This window comes from Cupriavidus sp. 09_S30, assembly GCF_056930435.1.
The window spans coordinates 1,205,588-1,225,676 of sequence record NZ_JBXOWI010000002.1; the positions used below are offsets into that span (position 1 = coordinate 1,205,588).

Below are 20,089 nucleotides of genomic sequence, written 5' to 3' on the forward strand. Positions count from 1 at the left end.
GACGCTCTCCACTTCAGGACACGATCCAGGCATTGAAGCGCTCGGTCACGGCCTGGCGGTTCTTGCTCCACCAGTCAGGACTCGGCAGGGCCATGGCGCGCAGGTTCTGCGGCGCGCTGGGCAGGATGGAGGCGCGATTCGGGTCGATCGCTTCGAACGCCTTGAGGTTGGTTGGCCCGTAGGCCAGCGTGTCGGTGAAGCCGGATTGCCGTGCGGCATCCGCGCAGAAGCGGACGAACTGCCGCGCCAGGTCCGCACGTGGCGTGCCCTTCGGAATGCCCCAGCCTTCGATGGAGTAGAGGCCCTGGTTCCAGACGATCTTCACAGGTGCGCCGTTGTCGATGGCGGCCTGCGCGCGGCCGTTCCAGGTCGCGATCATGTCGACGTCGCCGTTCTGGATGGCCTGCATCGCCTGCGCGCCGGAGGTCCACCAGAGGCTGACGTGTTTCTTGATGCGGTCGAGGCTGCGGAATGCCCGGTCGACATCGAGCGGATACAACTGCGCCAGCGGAACGCCGTCGGCGAGCAGGGCCTGCTCCAGCGTCTCGATCGGACTGCGACGCAGGGAGCGGCGTCCCGGGAATTTCTTGACGTCCCAGAAGTCGGCCCACGAGGCCGGGCCGGGTTCTCCCAGCTTGTCGGTGCGATAGGCCAGCACGGCGGCGTAGATATCGACCCCGAGCCAGTTTGCGGTGATTGCCTGCGGCATCAGGCCAGGCACGTCCGCCGGCTTGAACCCGATGGGCTCCAGCAAGCCTTTGGATTCGAGGTATGGAATGTCGGCCGACAGCGTCAGCGTGGTGACGTCCCAGACGTAGTTGCGGGTCTGCACCAGCGCGGTCAACTGGGCCACGGGCTGCGCCTCGCGCGCAACGTTGATCACCTTGATGCCCGTTGCCTTCTCGAACGGGTCGTAGAAGGCCTTGCGATAGGCAGCCGTGTAGGGACCGCCAGGATCCGCGACGACGATCTGCCGGGTCTGCGCGAACGCAGGCAGCAGGCAGGCGCCGAGGGTCGCTGCGCCGACTGAGCCCGCTGATGAGAGGAACCGGCGGCGGCTTGGGTAGGCAGGTTGTTTCAAGATGCGCTCTCCAGAATAAGTGAGGGATTGGAATCGCAGCAGCCTGGCGCAGAGATCGTATCTCTTCGCCGGTCTGCAATTGCAATGAAATAAAAGTATAGTGAAGTGAAATATAGATCTATGATCTGGCGGTTTGCAAGAGTTCTAGGGAAAACACTAGGTGAAAGCCGACGGAGACTTCCCGGGACGAGGCCGCTGCGTGGGCTCCAGCCACCTTGCGGTTCAGCGATGAGTAGGCCCGCGAGTAGGCAATAAAGTAGTTGTTTTATAAGGATAAATTTTTGATATGAGCGCGGTATTCGTGTGCTGGTGATGCGTACCTGACGATGCCATGATCATTGCGCATCAGCGCCAGGCAGGTTCCGATCGAGCAGAATCTTCTTGTCAATAGGTCGCGCTGGCCGTATATTGAATGGCACCAAACAAATATCGAATGGAGATAAAGAGATGGTCAAGACACCGAAGTTCATTGAAGTTGAGCGGCACGAAGGCGGCGTGGGCCTGATCCGGCTGAATCGCCCGGAGAAGCTGAACGCCTGGCATGGCGCCATGCGCCTCGAGATCATTGAAACCCTGCAGGCATTCGACGCGGATCCGGCCATCCGGGCGATGGTCATGACCGGTGCGGGCGACCGGGCCTTCTCGGCAGGCCAGGACCTGGAAGAGGCGCATGGCTTCGATGTCTCCTCCGCCGAGACATGGATCCGCTCGTGGGAGTACTTCTACGGGGTCTTGCGCGCCCTGACGAAGCCGCTGGTGATGGCACTGAATGGAACGGCTGCTGGGTCGGCGTTCCAGGTGACGCTGCTGGGCGACATCCGGGTGGGGCATCCCGGCGTACGCATGGGGCAGCCGGAAATCAACTCCGGTATTGCCAGCGTGACCGGTCCTTGGATCATGCACGCGATGCTGGGCATGTCGCGGACCATCGAACTGACGCTGACCGGCCGCCTGATGGATGCGGAGGAGGCCGGTCGCCTTGGCCTGATCCACCATCTGGTGGAGGCGCCGCAGGTGTTGCCGCGTGCCATGGAGATTGCGCGCGAGCTCGCGGCCAAGCCGCCGGTCGCGCTGCGGCTCGACAAGCAGCGCTTCCGGGAGATGTCCCAGGCCTCGTTCGAGGAGACGATCGACGCAGCGATCCGCCTTCACAAGGAATCGTACGCGAGCGGCGAACCGGCACGGATGATGGAGGCATTCTTCCGCGCCCGAGGCCATGCCGCGCCGCAAGACGCCGCGCGAGCCTGACCTTGGATGCCGCCGGCACGCATGGCTGGATGCGTGCGCCGGCGGCCCCTGGCTGGTCGCCCTGTCCGACAGTGAACGAGGCGATCGTATTAAACTAGCGCGTTGTCCCGTTGGATCATCCCGCAAACGCCATGAGTACCGTTACCCCAGTCAAGAGAACACGCGGCCGGCCGGCAGTTGACTCGCGCGACGCACCCGCGGAAAAACGGGGAGGGGAGAGCGCCAATCCGGAGGAGTCCACGCTTTTCGTCAACTCGGTGGAAAAGGCGCTGCGCGTCCTGAATGTGTTCAACGCCAAGCGACGCGAACTATCGATGACGCAGATCGCAACGCTCGCGGATCTCGACATGAGCGCGGCGCAGCGTTTCACCTTCACGCTCACGCAACTGAATCTGCTGCGCCGCGATCCGGCCACGAAGCTGTACGAACTCTCCCCGCGCATGCTGGATTTTGCCTACCAGTTCATTGGTGCCAACGAACTGGTCGGACTGGCCACGCCCTTTCTGCAGCAGCTCTCGGTGGAAACGGAGGAGACGGTCAACCTGACGCTGCTGGACGGCACCGAGGTCGTCTTCGTGCAGCGCTTTGTGAGCCGGCACGTGCTGACGCCGGAAGTTATCGTGGGATCGCGACTGCCCGCTTACTGCACATCGTCGGGGCTGGCCATCCTCAGCGCCCTTCCCGATGACGAAGTGCGCGACATTCTCGCCAGATCCAGCCTCGCTCGATTTACGAAGTACACCGTGACGGATCCGGAGGCCATCCTGGCACGGCTGGAGGTCTTTCGCCAGCAGGGCTACGCGCATACCGAGGACGAAATGTACATCGGCGACATTGCCACGGCCGTGCCGATCGTCGGCGCAGACGGTCGCCCGCGTGGCGCCATCAACGTGGCGGTATCCCGGGCCCGCTGGACCGGTGCGGAGGACGAACGGCGTATCTCCTCTCTGCTCATTGCGGCCGGGCGAGCCATCTCCAGTCGTGGATGAGTAGCGGGGGACATTCTTCGCCGTTCACATCATTTCGAGTCAACCTGTCGCGCGGAAACTAGGAAGCCCCATGCGGACGGTTCCCGAATTGCCAGCCGTTTGGCAGGTTGGTCGCCAGGTAAAGGCAGCACGCATATGTCCGGTCCGTTGATGCAAACCGTTCCGCCCTGCGGCCGGTAGTCAAAAAAACCGAGTGCGGCGGTGGCCGCGCCCGGTTTCAAAGCCCAAGAGCAAAAGCGCCCCGGCGCCACCGCACTATGCCAAGAAGCGATCCTTGGCGGCGTAATCGAAAAGTGCCACTGGATAGGCCAGAAATGCGGGAAAGCGGCAGCGCCAGTCTTTGCCGCATTGCGTCGCCAACCAATCGCATATTGTGTGATCGTGTCTTCGTAGCGTACCGGTGGCACGTCGCGCAGTTGCTCGGCCGCGGTTGTGTCGAGTGTCAAGGGGCGATATGCAACGCCCATTCTCGTCGACGAAGATTTTGCGTCGGAAGCCGGACTCGAAAAGTCGATACTCGAGGGCGTCAGGATTATCCCGGCGGGCGCGCAAATGAACTGCCTCCAGCACGGCGCTTGTCCAGAGGAAATTTCTCAATTAACGGCCAAGCTGCGCGCCCCCTCCTCAAACGCGGCTTCGCCGCGGCCAGGCGTCAGCCTGAAGGCTGCGGGGGGAAAGCGAGATCTGGCTGGCAGGGTGTGCCGCATCGGCGGCAGGCTGCATCGCTCGCTGCCTTCAGAATAACCGCCCGGCAGCTCCTTTTTCCCTCGCTAGACCAGCCGCGCGCCGGGCCAGGCGCCCGACATCACGGTATTGCGCACCGACTGCCGAACCGTCTGCGTGATGTCCCATAGCTCGGGCACCGGCGGCCGATTGCGCGCGGTGGCCAGCGCTACCTGGCGCGTGACCACCGGGTCGACCAGCCGTGCCGAGTGCAGGCGGCCTTGGGCCACGCGGTCTGCCACGGCGGCGAATGGCAGCAGCGTGGCGCCGCAGCCGTCTTCCACCAGCCGCATCGATACGGTGTTGGAGGCATCGCATTCCATCGCCAGCTGCAGCGTGCTGCCATGGCGCGCAGCCAGCCCTTCGGCTAGCACGCGCAGGCCGTGGCCGGTGCTGGGCAGGATCAGGGGCACTTCGGCCAGGCGGCGCACGGGGAAGGTGGGGCCCAGGTGGCTCCAGGACGTGGGCGTGACCAGGGTCAGGTCTTCTTCAAGAAGGATGTCCACCTTGAGCGCGCCCTGCTGTTCGGGAAGGTAGAGCAGCGCCACGTCGATCTCGCCGGCCGCCAGCCAGGCCAGCAGCGGGCTGGCCAGTCCTTCGACGAAGCGCACCTTGGTGGCGGGGAAGCGCAGTTTCAGCGCGGTGCCGATGGCGGCGAATGCGGTGTTGGCGATGGTCGGTTGCGCGGCGATCACGAGCTGGGCGGGCCCCTTGGCCGAGGAAGCGCGGATGGCCTCGCGCGCCTCGGCCAGCGTGGTGGCGACTTGCCGCGCATAGCCGAGCAAGGTCTGCCCGGCTTCGGTCAGCACGACGCCGCGGCCGCTGCGATGGAACAGGCGCGTGTCCAGCGCAGCCTCCAGCCGGGCGATCTGCCGGCTGATGGTGGACTGGTCGGCGCCGAGCTCCAGCGCGGCCCGCGAGATGCTCTGGGTGCTGGCGACGCAGACGAAGCAGGCGAGATCGTCCGAGTTCAGCGCGGAGGGAGGGGTGCCCATGCGCGTATCAGGCCCGCATTACGACGCGAAGCGCTCGCGCAGGGCCCGCGTGGCATCGCGGAAGAGGTTCTGGTCCAGCCCGACCGCGACGAAGGCTGCGCCCATGTCCAGGTAGCGGCGCGCCTCTGCCTCGACCGGCGTGAGGATGCCCACGGCCTTGCCCGCCCGGTCTGCCGCTGCGAAGATGCGCGCCATCTCGGCCTGCACGTCGGGGTGGTTGGGCTCGCCCAGATGGCCGCAGGCGGCAGCGAGGTCGGAAGGCCCGATGAAGATGCCGTCCACGCCTTCCACCGCGCAGATCGCGTCGGCCGCATCCACGCCCTTGCGGCTTTCGATCTGGACCAGCACGCAGATGTTGTCGTTGATCTGCTTGAAGTAGTCCGCGACGGTGCCGTAGCGGTTGCCGCGCTGGACCATCGAGACGCCGCGGGTGCCCTGCGGCGGGTAGCGCGTGGCGGACACCGCGCGGCTGGCTTCCTCGGCGCTCTCCACCATCGGGATCAGGAAGTTATAGAAGCCGATATCGAGCAGGCGTTTGAGCAGGATGGGATCGTTGGCGGGCGGACGCACCACGGGGGCGCTGACGCTGTCCTTCAGCGCCATCAGTTGCGGCACGAAGCTGAGCACGTCGTTGGGCGCATGCTCGCCGTCCAGCAGCAGCCAGTCGAAGCCGGCCAGGCCGAGGATCTCGGTGGTGGTGGGGTTGGCCAGCGAGCACCAGCAGCCGATCAGGCGCTGGCGCGCGAGGATGGCCGAGCGGAAGCGGTTGGGCAGCGGGGAGGGGGGGGTAGAAGGCATGAGAATTACTGTGCTTGAAAACGTGCGGGTGCTGGCACCGAAAGCCTGAAACCGAAGCCTAGCCGGTGATGCCGATCTGCCAGGGTGCGAACTCATGGTCGCCCAGGCCCAGCAGTTCGCTCTTGCTGCGCCGCCCCGATGCCGTCGCCAGGATGTCGGCAAAGATGCGTTCGCCCATGCTCTCGATGGTGGCGGTGCCGTCGAGGATCTCGCCGCAGTTGATGTCCATGTCTTCCTCCAGTCGCCGGTACATCGGCGAATTGGTGGCGAGCTTGAGCGAGGGCACGGGTTTGGCACCGAACATGGAGCCGCGGCCGGTAGTGAAGCAAATGAGGTTGGCGCCGCTGGCGATCTGGCCGGTGGCCGAGACCGGGTCGAAGCCCGGGGAGTCCATGAAGACGAAGCCTTTCTGCGTGATCGGCTCGGCGTAGCGGTAGACGCCCATCAGCGGCCCGGTGCCGCCCTTCATCGACGAGCCCAGCGACTTCTCGAAGATATTGGCCAGGCCGCCGGCCTGGTTGCCGGGGCTCACGCGGCCGTTGATCTGCACGTCGCGCCCGGCGGCGTAGATCTCCTTCCACCAGCGGATGCGCTCGATCAGCTTCTCGCCGATCTCGCGGCTGGCGGCGCGGCGCGTCAGCGTGTGCTCGACCCCGTAGATCTCCGGCGTCTCGGACAGGATGGCGGTGCCGCCATGCCGCACCAGGATGTCCATCGCCGCGCCCAGCGCGGGATTGGCGGTGATGGAGGAAAAACTGTCCGAGCCGCCGCACTGCAGGCCCACGCTGATGTGCTCGGCGCTTACCGGCTGGCGGCGGGCGCGGTCGGCTTCGGGCAGCAGCGCCTTGACGGCGGCCACGCCGGCCTCGATGGTCTTGCGCGTGCCGCCGGTCTCCTGCATGGTGAAGGGCACCAGGCGCGGCCCCGCCTGCAGGCCCTCGGCCTCGAGCAGGCCGGCTACCTGGTTGCGCTCGCAGCCCAGTCCCACCACCAGCACGGCCGCCAGGTTGGGGTGGCGCATATAGCCGGCCAGCGTGCGGCGCAACAGCGCCATCGGCTCGCCGCTCATCTCCATGCCGCAGCCGGTGCTGTGGGCGAAGGCCACCACCCCGTCCACGTTCGGATAGCCGGCTAGCCGCTCGGGCGTGAACCACTCGGCGATCTTGTGCACCACCGTGGCCGAGCAGTTGACCGTGGCCACCACGCCGATGAAGTTGCGCGTGGCGACGCGGCCGTCGTCGCGCACATAGCCGTCGAAGGTGGCGCGCTCGTGCGCCGGCAGCAGCGGCACCGGGACGTAGTCGCGCGCATGCGCATAGTCGCGCTCGAATTCCTCGAAGGCGATGTTGTGCCCCGAGACCAGGCTGCCGGGCGTGATGTCGGCGCTGGCGAAGCCGATCGTGGTGTTGTACTTCAGGATCGGCTCGCCTTTGCGTATCGGCCGTGCCGCGATCTTGTAGCCGGCCGGCACCTGGCTGCGCACGTGGAAATCGGCACCGGGCACGGGCGTGCCGATGGCCAGGTCGGTGCGGGCGATCAGCACATTGTCGCCGGCGTGCAGGCGGATCACGGGGGTGGGCATGCGGGGTCTCCTTGTTTTAGTTGGCGGCGAGGCGGGGCGCCGCCGGCCGGCATCAGGGCGTGCTCAACTCGTGCTCAGCTCGCGCCGGCAATGACCTGCTTGGCGTAGCTGGCGCGCTCCATCTCGGCCACTTCCACGCTGACCTGCACCTCGCCGCCGTCGGCGAGCGGGCGCACGGCCTCGGCGATGACGTCGCAAACGGCCTGGCCGAGCGCGCGGCGCACCGCCAGCTCGCGTCCGTCGAGGATGCACAGGCGCGCATGGACGAAGGCGCGCTCGCGCGCCTCCGTGCCCTGGCGGTACACGGGCAGGGTGATGCAGCGCGACTTGATGTCGGCTTCCTGGAACTGGCCGCTGGCCAGCAGCGCGGCGTTGACTTCGTCGAGCAGCTCTTCCTGCGAGCAGTTCAGGCGGGTGTTCTCGGTCAGTTCGATGGTGAGGTGAGGCATGGTACGTCTGTTGTGTTTGAGGAGAGGGTCATGCGGCCAGGCGCGACAGCGGGCCGGGCGACTTGCCGCGCGCAGCCTGCACGCGCGCGGCGGCGTCGTCGAGCTGCGCGAGGGTGCCGGCATCCACCGGCATCCACTCGGCGCGCGCGCGGCGCCAGGCGCGTTCGGGGTCGCCCGGCAGCAGGATGCCGTCGCAGCCGGGCTGCAGCGCCGAGGACTGGATCCAGTCGACGAAGGCCTGCACTTCGTGGCCGAAGCTGGTGCTGCTGCCCAGCCGAGCTGGGTCGAACACCAGCGCCAGCATATTGTTCCAGACGGCATGCTCGTGGGTCAGCGTTTCCGGGCGGATGGTGTGGCCGCCGGTGACGGCAGCGCCCAGCAACTCGCACATGACCGCCAGCACGTAACCTTTGTGCTCGCCGAAGCTGCGTAGCGCGCCTTGCGGCGTGCCCGCCGGCGGGAACATCACGGCGGGGTCTTCGCTCGGCTGCCCGGCGGCATCGAGCAGGCAGCCCGGTGGCACCGGGACCTCCTTGTTGTGGGCCACGCGCACCTTCCCCAGCGCAATCGCGCTGGTGGCGAAGTCCAGCACCAGCGGTGGCTTGCCCGGCACCGGCACGCCGATGGTGAAGGGGTTGGTGCCGTAGCGTGCCTCGTAACCGCCGTGCGGTGCCACGATGGGCTTGGACAACACGTTGACAAAGTGGATGGAGATCATGCCGGCGGCGCTGGCCTGCTCGGCCCAGTGGCCGACCCGGCCAAGATGGTGCGAGCGGCGCAGCCCCAGCACGCAGACGCCGTGCTCGCGTGCGCGTTCGATGCCCAGCGCCATGGCTTCCTCGGTCACCGCCTGTCCCATGCCGCGGTTGCCGTCCAGGCTCAGGATTGAGCCAGCCTCGTGCACCACGCTGACATGCTGGTTGAGTTGGAGCTGGTCGCCCAGCCAGGACAGCACGTACTTGGGGATCATGCCGACGCCGTGTGAGTCGTGGCCGGCCAGGTTGGCGCCGACCAGATGGTCGGCGGTCAGCCGTGCCTCGCGGGCGTCGGAACCGGCGGCGAGCCAGAGCTCGGTCACCCATTGGTGGAGGGCATCGGTGGGAATGCGGTGTTCGCTCATCTGAAGGGCAAAGGCGTAGCGCAAGCGGAGCTTGCCGGGTTGGCGAAATCTCTTGGTCTCAAGCCGGGAGGCCGCGCGGCGCCGGGACGCGCGCAGCACGGCGAGGCCTCATGATAGCGCCCGCGGGCTGCGCTGCCACGCGGCGCGCGGGGAGGACGCTCTATTCCAGGCGGATATCGGCGCTCTTGACCAGCTGGGCCCACTTGGCCACCTCGCTCCTCTGGAAGGCACTTAGTTCGGCGGGGCCGGCGCCCGAGGGCTCGATGCCCATCTGTGCCAGCCGCGTGCGCACCGCCGGGTCCGCGATGATCTTGCCGATCTCGGTGGCCAGCCGGTCCACGATCGGCATCGGCGTGCCGGCCGGCGCGAAGATGGCCTGCCAGGACACGATCTCATAGCCCTTCAGGCCCGCTTCGGCCAGCGTGGGCACGTCGGGCAGCTCGGCCGCGCGCTTGCCGCCGGTGGTGGCCAGCGCGCGCAGCTTGCCAGACTGGATCAGAGGCATCGCCGCCACGCTGTTCTCGAACACCAGGTCCACCTGCTTGCCCAGCAGGGCCTGCATGGCCGGGCTGCTGCCCTTGTACGGCACGTGCAGCAGCTTCACGTTCGCCAGCTTGGCGAACAGCTCGCCGGCCAGGTGCTGCGAGGTGCCATTGCCCGACGAGCCGAAGCTGACCTGGGTGCCGGGCACCCGCGCGGCGGCGATCACGTCCTGTACGTTCTTCCAGGGGCTGTCGGCGTTGACCACCAGCACATTGGGCAAGGTGCCGATCAGCGCCACCGGCTGGAATTGCTTGACCGGGTCATAGGGCATCTTCGGGTAGAGGCTGACATTGATGGCGTGCGAGCTGATGGTGCCGCCCACCAGGGTATAGCCGTCCGGCGCGGCCTTGGCGACGTAGTCCGAGCCGATATTGCCGCCCGCGCCGGCGCGGTTCTCGATCACCACGGGCTGGCCCAGGGCCGTCGACAGGCGCTGGCCGATCAGGCGGCCCAGCACATCGGTGGTGCCGCCTGCGGCGAAGGGCACGACATAGCTGATCGGCTTGCTCGGCCACTTCTCCTGCGCCAGGGCGGGAAGGGCGGCAGTCATGCAGGACAGGCAAAGCGCAGCGAATGCCGCCCGGTAGCGGGAGGGCGAGATGGGCATGGCGGTAGTCTCCTGTTTTTTCTTGTCGGTGGCGGCGCGCGCCCGGTGACGTGGGCCGTCACGGGCCAGGCCAGCCTGCCGCCAATCTACACGCCCCGCCAGCCGCGAGCCTTGCGCTGGATGCATAGCAGAAATGCGGTTTGCGCCGGGTGGCGCACACGGGTACGGCTGCAAACTGGCTGGCATTCCGTTTCCCCGCCAGCGCGGCAACCCGTCCGGGCCGCCCGCCGGGCGGGACGCCAACGCTCAGATCCACCGTTCCGATATGACCCGCACGCCTCCTGTTCCCGCTTCCGGCAGCCTGACGCCGGCTCCCGCCACCCGCCGCACCGGCGGCCGCGCCCTGGTCGATGCGCTGCGCATCCACGGCGCCGAGCGCATCTTCTGTGTGCCCGGCGAGAGCTTCCTCGACGTGCTCGACGCCCTGCACGACCAGCCCGCCATCGACCTGATCGTGTGCAAGCATGAAGGCGCCGCCGCCAATATGGCCGAGGCCGACGGCAAGCTGACCGGCCGGCCCGGCATCTGCTTCGTCACGCGGGGGCCCGGTGCCACCCACGCCAGCATCGGTGTGCACATCGCCGCCCAGGACTCCACGCCGATGATCCTGTTCGTCGGCCAGATTGCGCGTGGACACAAGGGGCGCGAAGCCTTCCAGGAGGTGGACTACGCCGCCATGTTCGGCGGCATGGCCAAGTGGGCCGCGGAGATCGACGATGCCGAGCGCATTCCCGAGATGGTGGCGCGCGCCTTCCAGTGCGCCACTTCGGGCCGGCCCGGCCCGGTCGTGCTGGCCCTGCCGGAGGACGTGCTCGATGGCGAGTGCGCCTGCGCGGACACCGCACCCTATCGGCCGGTCAGTGCGTCCCCAGGGGCGGCCGAGGCCGCCGCGCTGGGTGAAGCGCTGCGCGGCGCGCAGCGCCCGCTGGTGATCGCCGGCGGCGCCAACTGGAGCGACGCGGCGGCGGCGGCCTTCTCCCGTTTCGTGCACGCATGGAACCTGCCGGTGGCCTGCGCCTTCCGCCGCCAGGATGTGTTCGACAACCGCGACGCGCACTACGCCGGGCACCTGAGCCTGGGCGTGAACCCCCGCCTGGCCGAGCGCGTGCGCGATGCCGACGTGATCCTGGCCTTCGGTACCCGGCTCGGCGATATCTCCACCGATGGCTACACCCTGCTGGACGCGCCGCGGCCGCGCCAGCGCCTGATCCACGTGCATGCCGACAGCGCCGAACTGGGCCGCGTCTACCAGCCGGAGATTGCCATCCAGAGCGGCATCGAGGCGGGCGCAGCGATGCTGGCCGGCCTGCAGGCGCCGGTCGCCGCGCCCTGGGCCGAGTGGACCGCCGCGGCGCGCGCCGACCATCTTGCCTTTGCCGCGCGGCCGGCGCCGCACCCGGAACTCAGCGGTGTCGACCTGGGTGCGGCGGTCGCCCACCTGGGCCGCGTGCTGCCGGATGACGCCATCCTCAGCAACGGCGCCGGCAACTACACGGTATGGCTGCACCGTTTCTATGCCTACCGCCGGCCCCGCACCGAGCTGGCCCCGACCTGCGGCGCGATGGGCTACGGCCTGCCGGCAGCCATCGCCGCCAAGCTGCGCGCGCCGGACCGCACCGTGGTCTGCTTCGCGGGCGACGGCTGCTTCCTGATGTATCCGCAGGAACTGGCCACCGCTGCGCAGGCCGGCGCCAACGTCATCGTGGTCGTGGTCAACAACGGCATGTACGGCACCATCCGCATGCACCAGGAGAAGCGCTATCCGGGCCGTGTCAGCGGCACCGGCATCGCCACGCCCGACTTCGTGCAGATGGCGCAGTCCTGCGGCGCCTGGGCCGAGCGCATCGATCGCACCGAGGACTTCGCCCCGGCCTTCGCGCGTGCCCTGGCCGCGGGACGGCCGGCAGTGCTGGAGCTGGTCACCGATCCGCGCCAGATCACGCCGGCGATGCGCATCGCGGGTTGAGCCGGGCAGGCTGGCCGCCGATAAGGCAATAGACGGACCGGCCGCACGCGCCGACAAGCGTGCAAGAAGCGTGTAAGAAAAAGGCGCGCACCTCGACGCGCCGGAAGAAAGCCCGGCCACCAGGCCATCTCGAAGCAAGCAAGGAGACAACGATGAGCCAAGCCCTGCTGGCGGAGCTGCGCGCCAGTTTCGCCGGCCGCCTGCTGAGCGCGCCGGAAGACGTCGCGCCTTTTCTTTCCGACTGGCGCAAGCGCTGGCAGGGCGCCGCGCTGGCGGTGGCGCAACCGGACAGCACCGAAGACGTGGCGCGCGTGGTGCGCTGGTGCGCGGCGCGGCGGGTGCCAGTGGTGCCGCAGGGCGGCAATACCGGCATGGTCGGCGGCGCCATTCCCTCGCGGGGTGGCGAGGCGCTGGTACTGTCCACGGCGCGCCTCAACCGCATCCGTGCGCTCGACCCGCTCAACAACACGCTGACCGCCGAGGCCGGCTGCATCCTGGCCAACGTCCAGCAGGCCGCCCGCGATGCCGGGCGGCTCTTCCCGCTGTCGCTCGGTGCCGAGGGCAGCTGCACCATCGGCGGCAACCTGGCCAGCAACGCCGGCGGCGTGCAGGTGCTGCGTTATGGCAATGCACGCGAGCTGTGCCTGGGGCTGGAAGTGGTGCTGCCGGACGGCGAGATCTGGGACGGGCTGCGCGGCTTGCGCAAGGACAACACAGGCTATGACCTGAAGCAGCTCTTCATCGGTGCGGAAGGCACGCTGGGCGTGATCACCGCTGCCACACTCAAGCTGCATCCGTTGCCGGCGGCGCGCATGACGGCGCTCGCGGCTGTGGCCGACCCCGAGGCCGCGCTGCGGCTGCTGGCCCTGGCGCAGCAGCGGCTGTCGGCCACGCTGACCGCCTTCGAGCTGATGAGCGGCGACTGCATGGCGCTGGTGACGCGGCATTTCCCCGCCTGCCGGCCGCCACTGGCGGAGCCGAGCCCCTGGTACGTGCTGCTCGAAAGCAGCGATCCCCACAGCGAGGGCCGCGCTGCCGAGGCGTTCGGCGAACTGATGGAAGCAGCGCTCGAAGCCGGCGTGGTGAGCGATGCGGCGGTGGCGACGTCGATCGCCCAGTCGGAAGCACTGTGGCGGCTGCGCCATCACCTGCCCGAGGCGCAGTCGATCGAGGGCGACAACCTGAAGCACGATATCTCGGTGCCCATTTCCGCCACCGGGGCGTTCATCGCGCGCACCGGTGCCGCCATCGTGGCCGCCCATCCGGGTGCGCGCGTGCTGGCCTTCGGCCACCTCGGCGACGGCAACCTGCACTACAACGTCAGCGCACCGCCGGGGGTGGCACCGGCCGAGTTCGCGCGCGCCTGCGCGGCCTCGGTGGCGGCCCTGGTCTACGACGCCGTCCATGCGGCGAACGGCTCGATCTCGGCCGAGCACGGCATCGGCCAGCTCAAGATCGACAAGAACGTCCACTACAAGGCGCCGGTGGAAATGGCGCTGATGCACAAGATCAAGGCCGCGCTCGATCCGCTCGGCCTGATGAATCCCGGCCGGCTGCTGCCGGACCGCCCGACCGCCTCGTAGCGGCATGCCGCTGCGCCGGCCCTATCGCCGGCGCTATTCCAAGGAGGAGACACCCATGCAATCCGCCCGACCCCGCCGCCAGGCCCTGTTCGCCCTGTTTGGCATTGCCGCGCTGTTCGCCGCGCCCTGGCTGCCGGCGCACGCCGACACCTATCCCGCACGGCCGATCAAGCTGGTCGTGCCTTTTTCGCCGGGCGGTAACACCGATATCGTCGCGCGCGTGATCGGCAAGGAACTGCAGAAGGCGCTGGGCCAGCCGGTGGTGGTGGAAAACCGTCCGGGCGCCTCCGGCAATATCGGTGCGGACTACGTCGCCAAGTCGGCGCCTGACGGCTATACGCTGCTGATGGGCACGGTGGGCACCAATGCCATCAATGCCAGCTTCTACCGCAAGATGCCCTACGATACCGTCAAGGATTTCAGCGCCGTCGCGCTGGTGGCCTCGGTACCGAACATCCTGGTGGTGAATCCGCAACTGCCGGCTTCCAATGTGGCCGAACTGACGCGCTACGTGAAGCAGGCCAACGGCAAGGTCACCTTCGCCTCGTCGGGCACGGGCACCTCCATCCACCTGTCGGGCGAGCTGTACAAGGTCATGACCGGCACCTCGATGATCCACGTCCCCTACAAGGGCAGCGCGCTGGCCGATACGGACCTGATGGCCGGCCAGGTGCAACTGATGTTCGACAATGCGCCCACTGCGCTGCCCTTCGTCAAGGCCGGCAAGCTCAGGGCGCTGGCGGTGACGGGCGCCAAGCGCATGCATGCGCTGCCCAATGTGCCGACCATGGAGGAGGCGGGGCTGCGCGGTTTCGTCACCGGTTCGTGGTTCGGCCTGTTCGCGCCGGCGGCCACGCCGCGCGAGGTCGTCACGCGCCTGAGCGACACGGTCATGGCGGTCATGCGCAAGCCGGAACTGCGCGAGCTGCTCGTCAATGCGGGCGCCGAGCCCGATCCCAAGCCGGCGGCCGAGTTCCAGGCGTTCGCGCTGGCGGAGAAGGAGCGCTGGGAAAAGGTGATCAAGTCGGCTGGTGTAGCGGCCGAGGCCGATTGAGCGAGCGGTGTGGTGTACTGCCCGCCAAGGAGAGCGACATGAAGGATGAAACGCAGAGCCCGCGCCATGACAGCGCCGCGCTGATCGCCATGGCCGGCAAGCTGCTGCGGCGCGCCGGCATGCCCGACGAGCGCGCGGATGCGGTGGCCGGCATCCTGGTCGAGGCCGACCTGATGGGCCACGACACCCACGGCCTGCAGCTGCTGCCGACCTACCTTGCCGAGATCGAGAGCGGCAGCATGGCGGTGCAGGGCGACTACGCCGTACTCAGCGAGCGCGCTGCGGTGGCTACCTGGGACGGCAAGCGCCTGCCCGGTCCCTGGCTGACGCTGCGCGCGCTCGACGATGCCATGGCGCGCGCACGCGACTACGGCACGGGCACAGTGACGATCCGGCGCAGCCACCATATCGCGTGCCTGGCCGCCTACCTGGAACGGGCCACGCGTGCCGGCTACGTGATGCTGCTGTTCTCGTCCGCGCCGGCGGCCGCGACTGTAGCGCCATTCGGCGGCACGCGGCCGGTCTTCTCGCCAAGCCCGCTTGCGGTCGGCTTTCCCACGCCGCAAGGTCCGGTGCTGATCGACGTGTCCACCTCCATCACCACCAACGGGCTGACCGGGCGCCTGTATCGCGAAGGGCGGCGGCTGCCACATCCCTGGCTGATCGACGAGCACGGCAACCCCAGCGACGATCCGGCCGTCCTGTTCCCGCCGCACGCAGGCTCGATCCTGCCGCTGGGCGGGCTCGATGCCGGCCACAAGGGCTTCGCCTTGTCGCTGATGGTGGAGGCGCTGACCGCGGGCTTGTCCGGCCACGGCCGCGACGACCCGGGCAAGCGCTGGGGCAATACGGTCTTCCTTCAGGTGCTCGATCCCGAGGCCTTCGCCGGTGGGGAGGCCTTTGCGCACCAGATGGGCTGGATCGCCGAAGCCTGCGCCGGCAACCCGCCGCGCCCCGGCGTCGATGCCGTGCGCCTGCCAGGTCAGGGCGCGCTCGCGCGCAAGGCACGGCAACTGCGCGAGGGCGTGGCGCTCAATCCGGCCATCGCGCCGCAGCTCTTGCCGTGGCTGGAGAAGTACGGCGTGGCGATGCCGGCGCCGGTGGCGGGGTAGGATTTCGCGGCGCGTCCGCCACGGCCGGCCGCCGATGCGACGCGCAAGCTGGCCTCACAATTCGACCCGATCAGGTTCTCCCCGCAGGTTCAAGCCTTGCTGGAAAGCGAATTGGCGATCTCGATCGGCGATATGGAGGCCGTTCCGATTGCCCAGCGCACCGCGTGGCCTGGGCATTGCCTCAGCCTGCCACCACCCCCAGCGCCGTTTCGATCTTGCGGATGCTGGCCAGCAGTTGCGGACGCACGGTGTCGAGCAGATGCGCCACCGGCACGATGGCGGTGGGGCCGCTGCAGCTGAGGGTCATCGGCGGCAGCGCGGGGCCGGGGCGGAAGGCCGCGGCGATTGAGTTGACGTCCGGCAGCCATTCGCCGAAGGAGGTGGTGCAGCCCAGCCGTTTCACCTCGTCGCTGCTGGTGGCGAGGATGGCGTCGGCGCGTGCCGCGTCCAAGCCATCGCGGCCGCGGAAGGCGGCCAGGGCACGGCGCTGGTCGCTGCCGGCGAGCGCGCCCAGGTAGGCACGCCCGGCCGCCGTGGTCAGGCCCGAAATGCGGGTGCCCACCGCCACGCGCAGCGTCAGGTAGGACTCCGACTGGCAGTTTTCGAAGATCATCATGTGCGCGCGGTCGCGCACGATCAGGGAGGTCACGCCCTGCGACAGGTCGGCCAGTTGCTGCATGTGCGGGCGGACCACGGCCAGCACCTCGGCACCTTGCTGCGCGGCGGGCGCCAGCGCCAGCGCCGAGCTGCCCAGGCGGTAGCGCGCGGGCTCGTACAGCGGTTGCAGGTAGCCGAGTTCGGTCAGCGTATGGGTGAGGCGGGACACCGTCGACTTGGGGAGCCGGCAGCGCTGCGCGATCTCGGCATTGCCCAGCACGGTGTCGAAGGAACGGAAGCAGGCGAGCACGTCCAGCCCGCGTGCCAGCGCCGTGACGAAATGGCGGTCTTCTTTCTCGGGCGCGGCCGGTGCGGCGTCCTCCGCCTCGCTGTCTGCCGCTGCTTGCCCAGCTTGTTGATCGCGCATGATGTTCTCCGCAGGTTGCCGGGGTCAGCCGGCCGCGGCCAGCAGTTCGCGCAGCCTGGCCTTCAGGATCTTGCCCGAAGGTGCGGCGGGCAGCTGGGCAATCACTTGGACCTCGGCCGGGACCTTGTACGGCGACAGGCGGTCGCGCAGGAAGCTGCGCAGGGCCTGGGTCTCGAAGTCCACGCCGGCACGCACCTCGACGAAGGCCACCACTTCCTCGTTGCCCTCGACGGCGCGGCCCACCACGGCCGATTGCAGCACGGCCGGATAGGCATTGATCGACTGCTCCACCTCCTCAGGGTACACGTTGAAGCCCGAGTGGATGATGATTTCCTTCGCGCGGCCCACGATGGAAACAGCGCCGTCGGCGTCGATGCGGGCCAGGTCGCCGGTGTGCAGCCAGCCGTCGGCGTCGATTGCCTGCGCGGTCAGGTCAGGGCGGCGATAGTAGCCCTTCATCACATTAGGGCCGCGCACCTGCAGTTCACCGCTGCCGTCGGGTAGCGGCTCGCCCAGGCGGATCTCCACGCCGGGCGCGGCGGGGCCGACCGAACAGTCGCTGCGTGGCGCATCCACGCGCGTCTGGCATATCGTGGGCGAGGTCTCGGTCATGCCGTAGCCATTGTGCAGCGGCATGCCGAAGCTCTGCTCGAAGGCAGCCTTGAGCGCCGGCGTCAGCGGTGCGCCGCCGGACTGGGCGATGCGCAGCGCGGGTGCCTGCAACGGCGTGGCCTGCGCGCGGCCCCATTCGATCAGCTTGGCGTACATGGCTGGCACGCCGTGCAGCACGCTGAGTTCTTCCTCCACCAGCGCCTGGGCCAGCTTGTCCGGGCGGAAGCGCGCCTCGTAGTAGACCGTGGCGCCGTTGGACAGCGGGCCGACCAGCAGCACCGACAGGCCATAGACGTGGGAGATCGGCAGCACGCCGAAGACGCGGTCGCCCGGCTGCACGCGCGCCTGCAGGCGGTTCGAGCGGCCGATGAACATCAGGTTGGCGTGCGTCAGCATCACCGCCTTCGAGGCACCGGTGGTGCCCGTGGTGTAGATCAGCGCCGCCACCTGCTCGGCCGGCGCGGCGGACACGGGTTCGGCCTCGGCGGCCTGGCTGGTGGCACCCACCAGCAGGCGGCCGATATGCGGCCATTCGGCGCGCTCGGCGCCGCGTGCCAGGCCGTGTTCGCGGGCTTCTGGGAAGGCATTGTCGAGGTAGAGCGTCACACGCGCGCCGGCATGCTCGACGATGTTGTCGATCTCGCGCGACGACAGGCGTGCATTGACCGGCACGGCCCAGGCATCCAGCGCACTGAGCGCGAGCAGGATCACCGCGCAGCCGACGCTGTTTTCCGTGACCAGCACCACGCGGTCGCCACCACGCACGCCAAGCGCGGCCAGCCGGCGCGCGGTCTCGGCCAGCGCCGCGGGCAATTCGCCATAGCGGATCGACCGGTCGGCATCCATCAGCGCCACGCGCTCGGGCACTTCGGCCACCCACGGGTCGATGGTCTGGTGCAGGCGGGAGAGGGCAGGCTGAAGGCGGGACTGGCTGGGGGACGAGATGGCATCCGCGGACGGCTGCTGGGTGCTGCTCATGGGACGGTCTCCGGTAGGGCATCCGGCGTGGACACCGGCTTTTTTCGATCGCGGTATGGTCCCATCCCTTTTGCAGTGCGTCAACTGCAATGCGGAATCATGATTCTGCACTGCAGAACATCATCCCAAGATGGCGGCGGCGCTCACGCACGCCGCACCGGCGAAGCGCTGCAAACTCGCCAGGGGCATGGCAGGCGGCGCGGTCGGCCAAGCAAAACGGCCCGCGCCGGAAGTTCCGGGCGCGGGCCGTGCAGGGGCTGCCGGGCAGCGATCAGGAGGTGATCAAGAGGGGATCAGGTCGGTGGCGGTGGCCGTGTCCTGGGCGATGCCGAAGCGCTGGGGCGCCATGCGGGCCAGGCGCTGCAACTGGCGCAGCCGCGCCGCCAGTTCCGGCTGGGGCTGCACGTCCAGGCACATGCCCGAAGGGCAGCCGACGCCGAGCAGGTCGAGCGCGCTGCGGAAACCGGCCGGCGTCAGTCCCTGTTCGGGGTCGACCTGGACCATGTGAGGCAGCTGTTCGGCGCGCAGCGTCTCGGGCGAAGCGGTCAGGATCACGTAGGACTGTGGCGCCGGGCGTTTGGCGAAGTAGGCCGCGATCTCGGCACCGAGGCCGCCGGCCACCGGCGGCATCATGCCTTCGATCTGGAGGTCGAGTTGCTGCAGGATCGCAGCGGGGACACCGCGGCGCCAGACGTCGGAAACCACCACGCGCGCGCCGGCCAGGCCGAACAGGCGGCGGATGAATCCCAGCGCGAGCGGGTCGAAGAAGCGGACATCCTTCAGCGTACCGCTGTCCGGCGTACCGCCGAGGCGGGCAGCAGAGCTAGCCGAATAAAGGACACCTGGGATGTCGAGCAGGATGAGGCGTTCTGACATGGTTGGTTTCCTGTGCGTTTACGCTGCGGGTTGAGGTGTCTCAAGCGTACGCTGCACAAGTCGGAATGCCGAGTGCTCCCGGGGTCATAATTTGCAACATATGTGTAACTTTTAGACGGAAGTCGTAAAAACAGATCGCGCCTTTCTATCAATTGTTTCCGGCAGACACAACTGGCCGCGCCCGGGCAATCGCCACCATCCATCGCTTGGCGCATGGCAGCCTGAGCGGCGCCGCCACGGCGGGCGCCTGCGTCCGTGAGGGGCTCAATCGAGGCCCGCAAAGCCGCGCAGTTCCGCTTCGCTGCAAGGGCGGCCGTCGAAGGTGATCACCCTGCCGGCCGAGTCGAAATACACGCTGAGCGCCCCGGTGCCCAGCGGCGCAGACGACGGCGAGGTGTACTGGAAGCACTCCAGACCGGCGACGGAGATCCGGCTGTCGGGCTTGCCCTTGATGTTGATCACCTGCTGCTTGGTCATGCCGGCGCGGAGCGCGGGCCGCTTGGCCGCAGGTGGAGGTGTGGGCGCTGGCGGGGTGCTCTGGAACTGCGAGCAGGCGGCGAGCACCAGGGATGCCATCGCGATCAGCCAGGTATTTCGCATGTCCTCTCCTCGCATGTCGTGAACATAGACGGGTGGCGCGTTCTCCTTCCCGTATAGGGTAGTGCCCGCCGCGCTTGATGACCATCCATGTGCATCGCAAATGACATGTCCGGCCCGTCGGACATAGGCCGGCACGGAGCACGGGGGTG

Annotated in this window: 18 protein-coding genes; 6 read left to right on the top strand and 12 right to left on the bottom strand. The window is 68.3% G+C overall.

Features of this window, described 5'->3' with window-relative positions; genetic code table 11:
* Positions 1-13 precede the first annotated feature (13 nt).
* Positions 14-1,081 (bottom strand): ABC transporter substrate-binding protein, encoded by a 1,068-nt coding sequence (locus tag AC1Z3O_RS25575; protein WP_483518731.1) that lies wholly within the window; start codon positions 1,079-1,081, stop codon positions 14-16.
* A 447-nt stretch (positions 1,082-1,528) separates the two neighbouring features.
* Between AC1Z3O_RS25575 and AC1Z3O_RS25580 the strand changes: the two genes are divergently transcribed.
* Both AC1Z3O_RS25580 and AC1Z3O_RS25585 read left to right on the top strand, forming a co-directional pair.
* Positions 1,529-2,329: an enoyl-CoA hydratase/isomerase family protein gene (locus AC1Z3O_RS25580; protein ID WP_483518733.1), complete on the top strand. Its 801-nt coding sequence runs from the start codon at positions 1,529-1,531 to the stop codon at positions 2,327-2,329.
* 131 nt (positions 2,330-2,460) lie between these two features.
* Positions 2,461-3,318, top strand: a complete 858-nt coding sequence (locus AC1Z3O_RS25585; protein ID WP_483518735.1) for an IclR family transcriptional regulator — start codon at positions 2,461-2,463, stop codon at positions 3,316-3,318.
* 29 nt (positions 3,319-3,347) lie between these two features.
* Here AC1Z3O_RS25585 and AC1Z3O_RS25590 read toward each other — a convergent pair whose 3' ends face one another.
* From AC1Z3O_RS25590 to AC1Z3O_RS25620, 7 genes are all read right to left on the bottom strand, one after another.
* Positions 3,348-3,764 carry a hypothetical protein gene (locus AC1Z3O_RS25590; RefSeq protein WP_483518737.1) on the bottom strand — a complete coding sequence of 139 codons (417 nt, stop codon included), beginning with the start codon at positions 3,762-3,764 and terminating at the stop codon, positions 3,348-3,350.
* Between the two features lie 324 nt (positions 3,765-4,088).
* Positions 4,089-5,036 carry a LysR family transcriptional regulator gene (locus AC1Z3O_RS25595; protein ID WP_483518739.1) on the bottom strand — a complete coding sequence of 316 codons (948 nt, stop codon included), beginning with the start codon at positions 5,034-5,036 and terminating at the stop codon, positions 4,089-4,091.
* A gap of 18 nt (positions 5,037-5,054) precedes the next feature.
* Positions 5,055-5,834 carry a 2-dehydro-3-deoxyglucarate aldolase gene (garL, locus tag AC1Z3O_RS25600; protein WP_483518741.1) on the bottom strand — a complete coding sequence of 260 codons (780 nt, stop codon included), beginning with the start codon at positions 5,832-5,834 and terminating at the stop codon, positions 5,055-5,057.
* Between the two features lie 58 nt (positions 5,835-5,892).
* Positions 5,893-7,416 (bottom strand): UxaA family hydrolase, encoded by a 1,524-nt coding sequence (locus AC1Z3O_RS25605; RefSeq protein WP_483518742.1) that lies wholly within the window; start codon positions 7,414-7,416, stop codon positions 5,893-5,895.
* A gap of 74 nt (positions 7,417-7,490) precedes the next feature.
* Positions 7,491-7,865 carry a 5-carboxymethyl-2-hydroxymuconate Delta-isomerase gene (locus AC1Z3O_RS25610; RefSeq protein WP_483518744.1) on the bottom strand — a complete coding sequence of 125 codons (375 nt, stop codon included), beginning with the start codon at positions 7,863-7,865 and terminating at the stop codon, positions 7,491-7,493.
* A gap of 28 nt (positions 7,866-7,893) precedes the next feature.
* Positions 7,894-8,985 carry a malate/lactate/ureidoglycolate dehydrogenase gene (locus AC1Z3O_RS25615; protein WP_483518746.1) on the bottom strand — a complete coding sequence of 364 codons (1,092 nt, stop codon included), beginning with the start codon at positions 8,983-8,985 and terminating at the stop codon, positions 7,894-7,896.
* A 160-nt stretch (positions 8,986-9,145) separates the two neighbouring features.
* Complete coding sequence (locus tag AC1Z3O_RS25620) at positions 9,146-10,135, bottom strand: Bug family tripartite tricarboxylate transporter substrate binding protein (RefSeq protein WP_483518748.1); 990 nt, start codon at positions 10,133-10,135, stop codon at positions 9,146-9,148.
* A gap of 265 nt (positions 10,136-10,400) precedes the next feature.
* Between AC1Z3O_RS25620 and AC1Z3O_RS25625 the strand changes: the two genes are divergently transcribed.
* The 4 genes from AC1Z3O_RS25625 (at position 10,401) to AC1Z3O_RS25640 (ending at position 15,850) form a co-directional block, all read left to right on the top strand.
* Entirely contained in the window at positions 10,401-12,101 is a 1,701-nt protein-coding gene (locus tag AC1Z3O_RS25625) for a thiamine pyrophosphate-binding protein (RefSeq protein ID WP_483518749.1), read from the top strand.
* 152 nt (positions 12,102-12,253) lie between these two features.
* Positions 12,254-13,684 (top strand): FAD-binding oxidoreductase, encoded by a 1,431-nt coding sequence (locus AC1Z3O_RS25630; RefSeq protein ID WP_483518751.1) that lies wholly within the window; start codon positions 12,254-12,256, stop codon positions 13,682-13,684.
* A gap of 55 nt (positions 13,685-13,739) precedes the next feature.
* The gene (locus tag AC1Z3O_RS25635; RefSeq protein WP_483518753.1) at positions 13,740-14,738 is read left to right on the top strand and encodes a Bug family tripartite tricarboxylate transporter substrate binding protein; all 999 of its coding nucleotides are present in this window, start codon (positions 13,740-13,742) and stop codon (positions 14,736-14,738) included.
* Between the two features lie 38 nt (positions 14,739-14,776).
* A complete protein-coding gene (locus AC1Z3O_RS25640; RefSeq protein WP_483518755.1) occupies positions 14,777-15,850 on the top strand; it encodes an Ldh family oxidoreductase in 1,074 nt (357 codons plus the stop codon).
* A gap of 181 nt (positions 15,851-16,031) precedes the next feature.
* Here AC1Z3O_RS25640 and AC1Z3O_RS25645 read toward each other — a convergent pair whose 3' ends face one another.
* The 4 genes from AC1Z3O_RS25645 to AC1Z3O_RS25660 form a co-directional block, all read right to left on the bottom strand.
* Entirely contained in the window at positions 16,032-16,874 is an 843-nt protein-coding gene (locus AC1Z3O_RS25645) for an IclR family transcriptional regulator (protein WP_483518756.1), read from the bottom strand.
* A gap of 24 nt (positions 16,875-16,898) precedes the next feature.
* Positions 16,899-18,464, bottom strand: a complete 1,566-nt coding sequence (locus AC1Z3O_RS25650; protein WP_483518757.1) for a class I adenylate-forming enzyme family protein — start codon at positions 18,462-18,464, stop codon at positions 16,899-16,901.
* A 282-nt stretch (positions 18,465-18,746) separates the two neighbouring features.
* A complete protein-coding gene (locus AC1Z3O_RS25655) occupies positions 18,747-19,340 on the bottom strand; it encodes an HAD domain-containing protein (protein WP_483518759.1) in 594 nt (197 codons plus the stop codon).
* Between the two features lie 264 nt (positions 19,341-19,604).
* Positions 19,605-19,940, bottom strand: coding sequence for a hypothetical protein (locus AC1Z3O_RS25660; protein WP_483518761.1), 336 nt, complete (start codon positions 19,938-19,940; stop codon positions 19,605-19,607).
* Positions 19,941-20,089 lie beyond the last annotated feature (149 nt).